The organism is Novosphingobium huizhouense (genome assembly GCF_020179475.1).
GTDB lineage: Bacteria > Pseudomonadota > Alphaproteobacteria > Sphingomonadales > Sphingomonadaceae > Novosphingobium > Novosphingobium huizhouense.
The window spans coordinates 588,352-600,815 of the sequence record NZ_JAILXZ010000003.1 but is presented as its reverse complement, the minus strand read 5'-3'; the positions used below and the strand labels follow the sequence as shown (position 1 = coordinate 600,815).

The following is a 12,464-nucleotide window of genomic DNA, read 5'->3' as shown; positions in this document are numbered from 1 at the left end:
CCCTGCCCGCCGATACTGGACCGGACCCACGCCCATGACCGCCGCCAGCCCCGTCCTGCGCAACGGCCTGTCGGTCGATGTCGAGGACTGGTTCCAGGTCGGTGCGTTCGAGCAGACCATCGCCCGCAGCGACTGGGACGGGCTCGAAAGCCGGGTCGAACGCAACTGCGAGGCGATCCTCGCGCTGTTCGCCGAGTCCGGCGCCAAGGCGACCTTCTTCACGCTCGGCTGGATTGCCGAGCGCCACCCCGCGCTGATGCGGCGGATCGTTGCCGAAGGCCACGAGATCGCCAGCCACGGCTGGGACCATGCCCGCGTGTTCACGCTCGGGCGCAAGGCCTTCGCGCAGGATATCGCGCGCGCCCGCGCGGTGCTCGAAGACACCTCGGGCACGCGCGTGATCGGCTATCGCGCGCCCAGCTTCTCGATCGACGCGCGCACGCCCTGGGCGCACGAAGTGCTCGCCGAGCACGGCTATGCCTATTCCTCGAGCGTCGCGCCGATCGTCCACGATCACTACGGCTGGCGCGAAGCGCCGCGCTTCGCCTTCCGCCCGGTCGCCGGCGCGCCGCTGCTGGAGATCCCGGTGACCACCGCCGAAATCGCCGGGCGGCGCATGGCGGCGGGCGGCGGCGGGTTCTTCCGCCTGCTGCCCTATGCCGTCTCGCGCTGGGCGATCGCGCGGGTCAACCGGCGCGACGGCCGCCCGGCGGCGTTCTACTTCCACCCCTGGGAAATCGACCCCGGCCAGCCGCGCCGCAGCGATGCGCCCTTGCGTTCGCGCCTGCGCCACTACACCAACCTTTCCGCAATGGCGGGCAAGCTGCGCCGCCTGCTGGGGGATTTCGCGTGGGGCCGGATGGACGCGGTGGCGCAGGCCGAAGCGGCGCGGCTGGGGTGAGCGGATGAGCCGGCCCCTTGCGGTGCGCCTCGCCTGCGAAGCGGACGCGCCGGCGCTCGCCGCGCTCGTCGCATCGGATCCGGGCGCGAGCGTGTTCCACCGCGCCGAATGGCAGGCTGCGGTCACCCGCGCCTGCGGTCACGAAGCGCTGACCCTGCTGGCCGAGCGCGGCGGCGTGGCGGTCGCGGCGCTGCCGGTCCATGTCGTCCATTCGCCGCTGTTCGGGCGCGCGCTGGTCTCGACCGGGTTCGCCGTCGGCGGCGGCGTGGTGGGCGATCCCAGTGCGGCCGAAGCGCTCTGCGCCGCCGCCTGCGAACTTGCCCGGCGGCGCAACGCGCCGACGATCGAGCTGCGCGGCGGGCCGCTGCCGCAGGGACCGGGCTGGCACGTGAAGACCGACAGCCACGCCGGCTTCGTCGCCCCGCTCGCCGCAGACGACGAGGCGCAACTGCTCGCGATCCCGCGCAAGCAGCGCGCCGAAGTGCGCAAGGGGCTCGCCAACGCGCTCGAGGTGCGCATCGGGCGCGGGCCGGGTGACCTTGCCATGCACTACGCCGTCTATGCCGAATCGGTGCGCAACCTCGGCACCCCGGTGTTCCCGCGCGCGCTGTTCGCGGCGATGCTCGAGGCGTTCGGCGCCGATGCCGACATCCTCACCGTGCTCCACGAAGGCGCCCCGGTCGCCAGCGTGTTCAGCTTCTACGATCGCGGCGCGGTGCTGCCCTACTGGGGCGGCGGCACGCGCGCCGCGCGCGCGCTGCGGGCGAACGACGTGATGTACTATGCCCTGATGAACCACGCCCGCTCGCAAGGCTGCGACCGTTTCGACTTCGGCCGCTCGAAGGTCGACAGCGGCGCCTATCACTTCAAGCGCAACTGGGGCTTCGCGCCCGAACCGCTCGCCTATGCGCACTGGACCGAGGACGGCGCCGCCCCGCGCGACGTCAACCCGCTCAGCCCGCGCTACCGCGCGCGGATCGCGGCGTGGCAGCGCCTGCCGCTCGGGCTTGCCAACCGGCTCGGGCCGTGGATCGCACGGGGGCTCGCCTGATCCCGATGCGCGAAGTCCTGTTCCTTGCCCACCGCGTGCCGTTCCCGCCCGATCGCGGCGATCGCATCCGCTCCTCGCACCTGCTGCGGCGCATCGCGGAGGTCGCCCCCGTCCATTTCGGCTGCCTGATCGAAGACGAGGCCGACAGCGCCGCGCTTCCCGCGATCGAGGCGCTTTGCGCCAGCCATCACTGCGCCCGCCGTCCGCCGCTCGCGCGCGCCGGGCTGTTCGCGCTGGCGCGGTGCGAACCGGTCAGCGTCGCCGCCTTTTCGGCGCGCTCGCTCCACGCCTGGGTGCGGCACACGCTGGCGACGAGGCCGATCGCGGCGATCTTCGTGTTCTCCGGGCAGATGGCGCCCTACGTACCCGAGGACTTCGCCGGGCGCGTGGTGATGGACATGGTCGATGTCGATTCGGCCAAGTACGAAGCCTATGCCGCGCTCGCCGGGCAGCCGCGGCGCTGGCTCTATGCGCGCGAGGACCGCCTGCTGCGCGCGCTCGAGGAGCGCGCCGCGCGCCGCGCCGATCTCACCCTGTTCGTCAGCGCCGAGGAGCGCGACCTGTTCGCCGCGCGGCTCCCCTTGCGCGACGGCATCGCGCTCGGCGCGCTCGGCAACGGCATCGACGCGGTCGCGTTCGATCCCTCGGGCGTCGCGCCTTCGGCAGAGCTTGCCGAAGGAGGCCCGCAGATCGTGTTCACCGGGCAGATGGACTATCCGCCCAATGTCGAGGCGGCGGCGCTGTTCGCGCGTGAAGTGCTGCCGCGCCTGCGCGCGGTCCATGGCGAGGCCCGCTTCACCGTGGTCGGCCGCTCGCCGACCGCGGCCGTGCACGCGCTTGGCCGCTTGCCGGGCGTTCGCGTGACCGGACAGGTGCCCGACGTGCGCCCCTGGCTCGCCGGCGCCGACCTTGTCGTCGCGCCGCTGACCATCGCCCGCGGGGTGCAGAACAAGGTGCTCGAGGCGATGGCGATGGCGCGGCCGGTGCTGCTGACCAGCGGCGCCGCCACCGGGATCGCGGCGCGCGACGGCGAACACTTCGCCATTGCCGATGGCGCGCATGCCTTCGGCAGCCGCGCGCTTGACCTGCTCGGCGATGCGCAAGTGCGGCGCGCCATGGGCGCCGCCGCGCGCGAGTTCGTGCTCGAGCACCATGCCTGGGAAAGCGTGCTCGCGCCGCTTCCCGCCATGCTCGGGATCCCCGGGTGAGCGCCGCCGCGCCGCTGCCGCGCACCGTGGCGCCGCTGCCGCAGGCGTGGAAGCGCCCGCTTGCGCTGCTGGCGCTCGCCTGGTTCGCGCTGGTCGGCCTGTTCTTCCGCGACTTTGCCGACATGGCCGGGCAGTGGTGGGATTCCTCGACCTACAACCACGTGCTGCTGGTGCCGGCGATCCTCGCCTGGCTCGTCTCCCAGCGCTGGCCGCAGCTGCGCCGGCTTTCGCCGCAAGGCTGGTGGCCCGCGCTGCTGCCGCTGGCCGGCGGCGCGCTGCTGTGGCTGCTCGGCGATTTCTCGGGCTTCTCGCTCGCCCGCCAGCTCGGCGTGGTGGTCATGGCGCAAAGCGCGGTGCCGCTGCTGCTCGGCCCGCGGGTTGCGGCCGGGCTGCTGTTTCCGTTCGGCTACATGCTGTTCCTCGTGCCCTTCGGCGACGAGCTGATCCCGACGCTGCAGCAGGTCACCGCCCGGCTCGCCATGCTGCTGCTGCGGATCGCCGGCGGGCCCGCCACGCTCGACGGCGTGTTCATCACCACGCCTGCCGGCTATTTCGAAGTGGCCGAGGCCTGTTCGGGGGTGAAGTTCCTCATCGCCATGGTCGCCTACGGGGCGCTCGTGTCCAACGTCTGCTTCCGCTCGTGGCCGCGCCGGATCGGGTTCATGGCGCTCTCGCTGGTGATCCCGGTGCTCGCCAACGGGGTGCGCGCCTGGGGCACGATCTGGCTGGCGGGCGTGTTCGGCATCGCCTTTGCCGCCGGGTTCGACCACGTGTTCTACGGCTGGGTGTTCTTCGCGCTGGTCATGGCCTGCGCCATGGCGCTGGGCTGGCGCTTCTTCGATCGCCCGGTCGACGATCCCTTCATCGACGCCGCCGCGCTCGAGGCCTCGCCATCGCTCGCCGGCCTCGCGCGCGCGCGGATTGCCGGATCGGTCGCGCTCGCCGGCGCGGCCGCGATCCTTGCCCTGGTCTTCGCCTGGTCCGCCGCCGCCACGCGCATCGAGGCGGCGCTGCCCGCGCGCATCGCGCTGCCCGAGGTGCCCGGCTGGACCCGCGTCGACCTCGCGCAGGAGGCGCGCTGGCAACCGCTGCACACCGGCGCCGACCACCGCCTGTTCGGCCGCTATGCCGACCGCGCTGGCCATGTCGTCGATGTCTCCTTCGCGCTCTACGCCACGCAGTCCGAAGGGCGCGAGGCGGGCGGCTTCGGCCAGGGCGCGCTGCCGCTCGGCAGTCCGTGGGCGTGGGAAGGGGCAGGGCCCGCCTTTGCCGACGCGCGCGCCGACCTGCTCCAGGCGCCGGGGCCGGTCCATCGCCTCGCCGTCACCCGCTATCGCACCGGCGATGTCCTCACCGGCAGCAATGCGCGGCTCAAGCTCGCCAACATCGCCGACCGCCTGCGCTTGCGCGCGCGGCCGACCGCGGTGCTGATCCTGTCGAGCGAGGGCGAGGTTTCGGGCGCCGCGATCCACGCGTTCGAGCGCGCTGCCGGCGGCGATCCCGCGGCATGGATGGACCGCATCGCCGGCGGCCGCTAGGCTTTCGCGCATGTGCGGCATTGCGGGCATCTTCCATACCGAGGGCATGAAGCCCGTCGACCCCGCGCGCGTCCGCGCGATGTGCGAGGCGATCGCCCATCGCGGCCCCGACGGCGAAGGGGTGTGGACCGCGCCCGGGCTCGGCCTCGGCCACCGCCGCCTCGCGATCATCGACCTTGCCGGCTCGCCCCAGCCGATGGCCTCGGCCGATGGCGCGGCGATGCTGGTGTTCAACGGCGAGATCTACAACTACCGCGAACTGCGCCGCGAACTCGCCGCCGCGGGCGCGCAGTTCCGCACCGACGGCGACAGCGAGGTGATCCTCGCGGCGTGGCAGCGCTGGGGCGTCGCGTGCCTGCCGCGGCTCCACGGCATGTTCGCCTTTGCGCTCTACGACCTGCGCCAGCGCACGCTGCTGCTCGCGCGCGACCGGTTCGGGGTCAAGCCGCTGTTCACTGCCACGCTCGCCGACGGCAGCGTGATCTTCGGCTCGGAACTGAAGGCGCTGCTCGCGCATCCCTCGCTGCGCCGCGAGATCGACCCGCTGGCGGTCGAGGACTATCTCGCCTGGGGCTATGTCCCCGACCACCGCGCCATCCTCAAGGGCGTCGAGAAGCTGCCGGCCGGGCACTACCGCCTGCTGCGCCACGACCGCGCGCCCGCGCCGCCGGTGCGGTGGTGGGACATTGCCTTTGCCGAGCGCGAGCGGGGCAGCGAAGCCGATCTCGGCGTCCACCTGCTCCACCACCTGCGCGAGGCGGTCGGCTCGCGCATGGAGGCCGACGTGCCGCTGGGCGCGTTCCTTTCCGGCGGGGTCGACAGCTCGAGCGTCGTCGCGCTGATGGCCGAGGCGAGCAGCGCCCCGGTCACCACCTGCTCGATCGGGTTCGACGTCGCCGCGCTCGACGAAACCGGCCATGCCGAAGCGGTCGCGCGGCGCTTCGGCACCCGCCACCACGCCGACGTCGTCGGGGCGGACGATTACGGCCTGATCGACCGGCTCGCCGACATGTTCGACGAACCTTTCGCCGATGCGAGCGCGCTGCCCACCTTCCGCGTCTGCGAACTCGCGCGCCGGCACGTGACCGTCGCGCTCTCGGGCGACGGCGCGGACGAGGCCTTTGCCGGCTACCGCCGCCAGGTGTTCCACCACAGCGAGGAACGCATCCGCGCGCTCGCGCCGGCGGGGGTGCGGCGCGCGCTGTTCGGCACGCTCGGCGCGCTCTATCCGGCCTTGCCGCGCGCGCCGCGCCCGCTGCGCGCCAAGGCGACGCTGCTCGGCCTCGCGCGCGATGGCGACGAAAGCTACGCCCGCGCCCTTGCGGTGACGCGGGAAGAGCAACGCCAGGCGCTCTATTCGCCCGATTTCCTGCGCTTGCGCGGCGAGTACCGCGCCGAGCAGCCCTTCGTCGAGACGATGCGCCGCGCGGACGCGCGCAGCGGGCTCGACCGCGCGCAATACGCCGACCTTGCCTTCTACCTGCCCGGCGACATCCTCACCAAGGTCGACCGCACCAGCATGGCGGTAGGTCTCGAAGCGCGCGAGCCGCTGCTCGACCATCGCCTCGTCGAATTCGCCGCGCGCCTGCCCGAAGCGATGCGGGTGCGGCGCGGCACCGGCAAGTTCCTGATGAAGCAGGTGATGCGCCGCAGCCTGCCCGACGACATCCTGTTCCGCCCAAAGATGGGCTTCGTCACCCCGATCGCGCAGTGGCTGCGCGGGCCGTTGGCGGGCGAGGCGCGCGCCATCGCCGACAGCGCGACGCTCGGCCGGACCGGCTGGTTCGACGCAGCAGTGCTGCACCGGCTGGCCGCCGAGCACGTCGCCGGCGCGGCGGACAACAGCCGCCTGCTCTGGCAACTGGTCATGCTCGACCGGAGTCTGGCCAAGCTGCTTTGATTGCTCGGAATGCTTGGTTGACCAAAGGATAACCAGGTAAGGGGATATCAACCAATCCGGACTATTTCCCTCGCGAAGCCCACTTTTTCGCGACGGTTCATGCGCCAGTTCCTGCGTTCCCCCTTGGGCATAGCCCTGCTGATCTGCTTGTCGTTGGGGGGACTCGACTTCTGGGCGCCGTTTAGCTCGTTCTACTGGAACAAGGTCGCGCCGCTTCTCGCATCGCCCGCATCCGAGCGGGTGGTGATCGTGACCATGGACGAAGGCTCGGATCCTACGACCGGAGATGCAGCAGCGCTGCTCGAGCGCATCCGACGGGAAATGCCGCGCAGCGTCTTCTTCGATGCCAAAGTTGCCTACGGGGTCAACGAAGCGGGCGACGCGCAGTTGGCAAGGGCGATTGCCTCGTTCGGGCAGGACTTCACCTACGTCGTCCGCTCGCAGAAACCCGACCAGTTCGGTTCCGCCGACTTCCGTTTGCCACCAAGCCAAATTGTCGCGCCCTCGCAGATCGCGGTCTCCGCCTGGACCACCAACTTCACTTACAAGGCCCTGTCTGCGCCTTATCGGGTGATCCTCGACGGGAGGGAGTACCCCACCGTCAGCACGGTGATTGCAGGCCGGCATCGCGGCGTACAATCGGAGTATTATCCCGACTTTTCGGTAGCACCGGCAACGATCCCGCTGGTCTCGGGCCGGTCGTTGCGCGAAGGCCGCTTGCCAAAAGGCATTCTGGCCGGGCGAACGGTGGTGCTGACATCCGATCAGAGTGCGATGGTCGGCTATTTCGGCAGCCCGATCGTGCAACCGATCGCGGTCGACATCGCGGTCGCCGAGGCCTTGCGGAAACCGCTTTCGCTAAGCACCAGCTTTGTGCCGATGCTTGCAATGGTTGCGCTGGCGGTCCTTGCAACTCGAAGGATCCGGTTTAAGCGGTTACGGGCGCTGCTCTATCTCCTGACCGTTTCCGTTGTGATCGCGCTTCCGATGTACCTGCGGACACTCGGGATTGTGTGCGAGCCAGACGGGTCGGTCGCCTTCATGGTCATCTACGCGGGAATCCGGGGATGGCAGAAGCGCACGCACCGCATCCAGCATACGTCGCTTTCGGGGCTGCCGAACCTCGCCGCCTTGTCCTCGCTGCCGATCGAGGTGGGGCGCGATGTCGTGGTCGTGGTCGTTGCCCGCTACGAGGAAATCATGGCGACGCTGCCGCGCGAACTCCACGGCGAAGTCGCGCGGCAGATCGCGCGGCGCCTGTCGGTCGGCTCGGGCGCCAACGAGATCTACCACGGCGAAAGCGGACATTTCGCCTGGACCGAGGAGGCGCGCCCGCTCGAGATGCAATTGAACCATCTCGAAGGGCTGCGCGCGCTGTTTTCGGCGCCGCTCCAGATCGGCGAGCATACCTTCGACACCAACATCCACTTCGGGCTCGACCGCAACGAAGGGCTCGATGCTTCGACCCGGGTCAACTCGGCGCTCGCCAGCGCCAACGAGGCGCTCGGCAACGGACGCTCGATCGAACTGTTCGAATCGCAGCGCCTGGTCGAGGCGCCGTGGGAACTCTCGCTCCATGCCCGGATCGAGGAAGGCCTGCGCAACGGCGAGATCTGGCTTGCCTTCCAGCCGCAGTGGGACTTCGCGCAAGGGCGGGTCAGCGGCGCCGAGGCCCTGATCCGCTGGAACCACCCCACGCGCGGCCCGATCGCCCCCGACGCCTTCATCCTCCAGGCCGAACGCGCCGGGCGCATCGACACGCTGACCTACTGGGTGCTGGAAGAAGCGATCAGCGCCGCGCTCACGCTCAATGCGCTGGGGCCGCGCTTCCAGATGAGCATCAACCTCTCGGCGCAGATGGTCGACAAGGCCGATCTCGTCACCAACTTCGCCGAGATCGTCCGGCGCCGCGGCATCGAGCCGTCGCTGCTCACCATCGAGGTTACCGAAACCTCGAGCGTGCGCAATCGCCCGGCGGCCTGCCACAACCTCACCCGGCTGCGCGAAATGGGCTTCCGCCTGTCGATCGACGATTTCGGCACCGGCGAGGCAAGCCTTGCCTACCTTGCCGACTTGCCCAGCGACGAGCTCAAGCTCGATCGCCGCTTCGTCTCGCGCCTGATCGACAGCGAGCGCGACCGGGTCATCATCACCAGCACGATCGCCCTGGCGCACGCGCTGCACCAGTCGGTCGTCGCCGAGGGAATCGAGGACGCGGCGACCTTCGCGCTGCTGCGCGAGTTCGGCTGCGACCAGGCGCAAGGCTACTATCTCGGCCGCCCGCAACCCTTTGCGGTGTTCCTCAGCGATTACGAAGCGGGGAGGCGCTACGCCATTTCAGACGTTTAGGACTTGTTAACCATAACCAATAATGATAATCCGGCCTCCGTCACCGTGGATGGAGGCTATCATGCGTCGTTTCGATTTCTGGTCCTGGGCGTTCAAGTGATCGACGCCCTTCGGGGCCGGTCACTTGTCTCAGGCAAGTCAAAGTAGAAAAGCCCGGGCTTTGGCCCGGGCTTTTTTCGTTACGTAATAGGTGTTTACCCTGAGTGACCCGGGGAGGGGCTGCGGGCTAGTCTTCGCCGTGGCCTTGCGCCAGGTAGTCCTGGCTCTGCATTTCCATCAGCCGGCTGACCGTGCGATCGAACGCGAATCGCCCCTCGTCGTCGCCGCCTCCACGCGAATCGTATAGGTTAACGGGATCGGTCGCGGCGGTGGCGATCAGCTTGACCTTGTGCTCGTAGAGCGCGTCGATCAGCGTGATGAACCGCATCGTCTCGTTGCGGATCTCGGCGCCGAGCCGCGGGATCGCGACGACGATCACCGTATGGTACTTGCGCGCGATCGCGAGGTAGTCCGCAGCGCCCCGCGCCTCGGCGCAGAGCCGCTTGAAGCTGAACACCGCCACGCCCTTCAGGCTCTTGGGCACGTGCATCGTCCGGCCCGTGCCGACGTCGATCTCCGCGCTCGGCACGTGCGCGCTGTCCTCGGGCGGATAGTCGGTCAGGCGGAAGAACGCCTCGCGCACCGCCTCGGTCGACACAGGGCCGATCGGCACGTGCCAGGTGCCGAGGCCCCGCATCCGCTGCATCCGGTAGTCGACCGGGCCGTTGAGCGTCAGCACGTCGAGCCGCCGCTCGACCAGGGCGATGAACGGCAGGAAGTGCTCGCGGTTGAGCCCGTCCTTGTAGAGCTGGCCGGGCGCGCGGTTCGACGTGGTGATGACGACCACGCCGTGCGTGACGATCAGCGCGGTGAACAGCCGGCTCATGATCATCGCGTCGGCGCTGTTGTTGACGACCATCTCGTCGAAGCAGAGCACGCGCGTCTCGGCGGCGATCCCGGCGGCGACCGGCAGGATCGGATCGCCGCTTTCCTTCTTGCGCTCCTCGCGCAGCCGCGCGTGGACGTCGAGCATGAACTCGTGGAAATGCGCGCGGCGCTTGGCCGGGACGTCCAGGTTGTCGTGGAACAGGTCCATCAGCATCGACTTGCCGCGCCCGACATCGCCCCACATGTAGATGCCGCGGGGCGGCTCGAGCGCCTTGCGGCCGAGCAGCTTGCCGAGCAGGCCGGGCGAGGGGGGCGGGCTCTCCAGCTCGCGCTGCAGCGCGTCGAGCGCCTGCGCCGCTGCCGCCTGCTCGGGATCGGGCTTCAGTTCGCCGGCTGCGACCAGCTCGGCATAGCGGGCCGCGACGCTCGGCATGTCAGCGCGAGGGTTTGCGGATCGTGCCGTTGAACGCGGCGATGGTTTCCTCGCCCTGTTCGACGAGGCCGCGCAGGAACACCAGCCGGCGCGTCTCGCGCAGCACTTCGACCACCGCGTCGAGCGGCGCGCCGAGGCGGCCCGCGCCGATGAACTGGGTCGACAGGTCGAGCGTCACCGACCCTGCGGCATCGCCGTCGAGGATCAGCCGCATGCCGGTGAACAGCGCGATGTCGATCAGCGACAGCGTCGCGCCGCCGTGGACGGCATCGAGCAGGTTCGAGTGCTTGCGCTCGGGGAACATGCGCAGCCGCGCGCGGCGCTTGCCGTCGGGGCCCTCTTCCAGCCGCGCGACCAGCTTGCCGATCGCATTGGCGTTGTAGCGGGTGGGGTCGGCGAGGTCCCAGGTCAGCCAGCCCTCGTGCTCGGGACTGGGCTCGACCCGGAAGCCCTTCATCATGCCGTTCATGCGCGAAAGATCGGTCGGCGCGCGATCAGATCGCGCGCTCGGCCTGCATCTTCTTGATTTCCGCGATCGCGCGCGCCGGCGACAGGCCCTTGGGGCAGACGTTGGCGCAGTTCATGATCGTGTGGCAGCGATAGAGGCGGAACGGATCTTCCAGCTCGTCGAGCCGCTCGCCGGTCATCTCGTCGCGGCTGTCGGCCAGCCAGCGGTAGGCCTGGAGCAAGATCGCGGGGCCGAGGAACTTGTCGCTGTTCCACCAGTAGCTCGGGCACGAGGTCGAGCAGCAGGCGCACAGGATGCACTCGTAGAGGCCGTCGAGCTTCTCGCGCTGCTCCGGGCTCTGCAGCCGCTCCTTGCCCGAAGGCGTCGGGCTGACGGTCTGCAGCCACGGGCGGATCGAGGCATACTGCGCGTAGAAGTGGGTGAAGTCGGGAACGAGGTCCTTGATCACCTGCATGTGCGGCAGCGGCGTGATGCGGATCTCGCCGCTGAGGTCCTCGATCGCGGTGGTGCAGGCAAGGCCGTTGCGGCCGTTCATGTTCATCGCGCACGATCCGCAGATGCCTTCGCGGCACGAGCGGCGGAAGGTGAGCGTCGGGTCCTGCTCGCCCTTCATCTTGATCAGCGCGTCGAGCACCATCGGCCCGCACTGGTCGAGATCGATCTCGAACGTGTCGTAGCGCGGGTTGTCGCCGCTGTCGGGATCGTAGCGATAGACCTTGAACTTCCGGATGCGACCATTGGTGGCCGCGGCGTGGTGGCGCGACTTGCCGGTGATCTTGGAATTCTTCGGAAGCGTGAAGGTTGCCATTTTTGCTGTTTCCCCGATGCGCTATTCGAATCGTCCTTAGCGCATGCGCGGGGCAGGGCAAGTGCTCACGAGGGCAGGCGGCGGCGGGATGCGCCCGGCCATGGCCGGCTGGCTTGCGCTGGCGCGATCTGCTGCCAGGATGTCGGCGCTTGGCCCCGCCAGAGGGCCGGAAGGGGAGAGCAGGGTATGGCCGGTTGGTGGGACAGCGTCGTGGTGCCGCGCCTGATCCGTTGCGCCTGTTCGGCGCCGGGGATCATGGACGTGCGCGCGCAGGTCGTTCCCAAGGCCCAGGGCGCGGTGTTCGAGCTCGGCTGCGGCGGCGGGCTCAACCAGCGCTTCTATCGCGCCGGGGCGATCACCAGCTTTGCCGGGCTCGATCCCTCGCCGCTGGGCCTCGAACAGGCGCGCGAGGAAGCGGCGCGCAAGGGCTGGCAGGCCGACTTGCGCCAGGGCGAGGGCGAGGCGATCCCCTTTGCCGATGCGAGCTTCGATACGGTGGTCTGCACCTACACGCTCTGCTCGGTGCACGACCCGGCGCGCGTCCTCGCCGAACTGCGCCGCGTGCTGCGGCCCGGCGGCCGCCTGCTCTTTGCCGAGCACGGCGCCGCGCCCGATCCGGGCGTCGCGCGCTGGCAGCGGCGGATCGAGCCGGTGTGGAAGCGCATTGCCGGCGGCTGCCACCTCACGCGGCCGGTCACCGCCGGGATCGCCGCGGCAGGCTTCGCGGTCCAACCGTCCGGGCAGCGCTACATTGACAAGACCCCGCGCTTTGCCGGCTGGATGGAGTGGGGCGAGGCGATCCGCACCGCCTAGACCTCCCCGGAAGGAAAACGACCCGAACCACAGGCCCCGAAACGAAAAGCCCCGCCGGTCCTGCGAC

General features: G+C 69.9%; 10 protein-coding genes. 7 read left to right on the top strand and 3 right to left on the bottom strand.

Annotated features, from left to right (window positions below):
* Positions 1-34: 34 nt before the first annotated feature.
* The 6 genes from K3A85_RS14815 to K3A85_RS14790 all read left to right on the top strand — a co-directional run bounded on the left by K3A85_RS14815 (position 35) and on the right by K3A85_RS14790 (position 8,947).
* Positions 35-901: an XrtA system polysaccharide deacetylase gene (locus K3A85_RS14815; protein ID WP_225207276.1), complete on the top strand. Its 867-nt coding sequence runs from the start codon at positions 35-37 to the stop codon at positions 899-901.
* A gap of 4 nt (positions 902-905) precedes the next feature.
* A complete protein-coding gene (locus tag K3A85_RS14810) occupies positions 906-1,952 on the top strand; it encodes a FemAB family XrtA/PEP-CTERM system-associated protein (RefSeq protein WP_225207275.1) in 1,047 nt (348 codons plus the stop codon).
* Entirely contained in the window at positions 1,928-3,160 is a 1,233-nt protein-coding gene (locus K3A85_RS14805; RefSeq protein ID WP_318248092.1) for a TIGR03087 family PEP-CTERM/XrtA system glycosyltransferase, read from the top strand. Before K3A85_RS14810 ends, K3A85_RS14805 begins: the two co-directional genes overlap by 25 nt.
* Positions 3,157-4,698: an exosortase A gene (gene xrtA / locus K3A85_RS14800; protein WP_225207274.1), complete on the top strand. Its 1,542-nt coding sequence runs from the start codon at positions 3,157-3,159 to the stop codon at positions 4,696-4,698. Before K3A85_RS14805 ends, xrtA begins: the two co-directional genes overlap by 4 nt.
* 10 nt (positions 4,699-4,708) lie before the next feature.
* On the top strand, positions 4,709-6,598 hold the full coding sequence (locus K3A85_RS14795; RefSeq protein ID WP_225207273.1) for an XrtA/PEP-CTERM system amidotransferase: 1,890 nt from the start codon (positions 4,709-4,711) through the stop codon (positions 6,596-6,598).
* A 99-nt stretch (positions 6,599-6,697) separates the two neighbouring features.
* Positions 6,698-8,947 carry an EAL domain-containing protein gene (locus K3A85_RS14790; protein ID WP_225207272.1) on the top strand — a complete coding sequence of 750 codons (2,250 nt, stop codon included), beginning with the start codon at positions 6,698-6,700 and terminating at the stop codon, positions 8,945-8,947.
* A gap of 226 nt (positions 8,948-9,173) precedes the next feature.
* Here the strand turns inward: K3A85_RS14790 and zapE are convergent, their stop codons facing one another.
* Genes zapE through K3A85_RS14775 form a run of 3 tightly spaced genes read right to left on the bottom strand, consistent with a single transcriptional unit; the run spans position 9,174 to position 11,584 of the window.
* Entirely contained in the window at positions 9,174-10,307 is a 1,134-nt protein-coding gene (zapE, locus tag K3A85_RS14785; protein WP_225207271.1) for a cell division protein ZapE, read from the bottom strand.
* 1 nt (position 10,308) lies between these two features.
* The gene (locus K3A85_RS14780) at positions 10,309-10,767 is read right to left on the bottom strand and encodes a PaaI family thioesterase (RefSeq protein ID WP_225207270.1); all 459 of its coding nucleotides are present in this window, start codon (positions 10,765-10,767) and stop codon (positions 10,309-10,311) included.
* 34 nt (positions 10,768-10,801) lie between these two features.
* Positions 10,802-11,584, bottom strand: coding sequence for a succinate dehydrogenase iron-sulfur subunit (locus K3A85_RS14775; protein ID WP_263624858.1), 783 nt, complete (start codon positions 11,582-11,584; stop codon positions 10,802-10,804).
* A gap of 186 nt (positions 11,585-11,770) precedes the next feature.
* Between K3A85_RS14775 and K3A85_RS14770 the strand changes: the two genes are divergently transcribed.
* On the top strand, positions 11,771-12,397 hold the full coding sequence (locus K3A85_RS14770; protein ID WP_225207269.1) for a class I SAM-dependent methyltransferase: 627 nt from the start codon (positions 11,771-11,773) through the stop codon (positions 12,395-12,397).
* Positions 12,398-12,464: the final 67 nt, after the last annotated feature.

Excerpts from the sequence above, each read along its gene's own strand:
- K3A85_RS14815 (WP_225207276.1), top strand. The coding sequence starts at position 35 with ATGACCGCCGCCAGCCCCGTCCTGCGCAACGGCCTGTCGGTCGATGTC.
- K3A85_RS14810 (WP_225207275.1), top strand. The coding sequence starts at position 906 with ATGAGCCGGCCCCTTGCGGTGCGCCTCGCCTGCGAAGCGGACGCGCCG.
- K3A85_RS14795 (WP_225207273.1), top strand. The coding sequence starts at position 4,709 with ATGTGCGGCATTGCGGGCATCTTCCATACCGAGGGCATGAAGCCCGTC.
- K3A85_RS14790 (WP_225207272.1), top strand. The coding sequence starts at position 6,698 with ATGCGCCAGTTCCTGCGTTCCCCCTTGGGCATAGCCCTGCTGATCTGC.
- zapE (WP_225207271.1), bottom strand. The coding sequence starts at position 10,307 with ATGCCGAGCGTCGCGGCCCGCTATGCCGAGCTGGTCGCAGCCGGCGAA.
- K3A85_RS14780 (WP_225207270.1), bottom strand. The coding sequence starts at position 10,767 with ATGATGAAGGGCTTCCGGGTCGAGCCCAGTCCCGAGCACGAGGGCTGG.
- K3A85_RS14775 (WP_263624858.1), bottom strand. The coding sequence starts at position 11,584 with ATGGCAACCTTCACGCTTCCGAAGAATTCCAAGATCACCGGCAAGTCG.
- K3A85_RS14770 (WP_225207269.1), top strand. The coding sequence starts at position 11,771 with ATGGCCGGTTGGTGGGACAGCGTCGTGGTGCCGCGCCTGATCCGTTGC.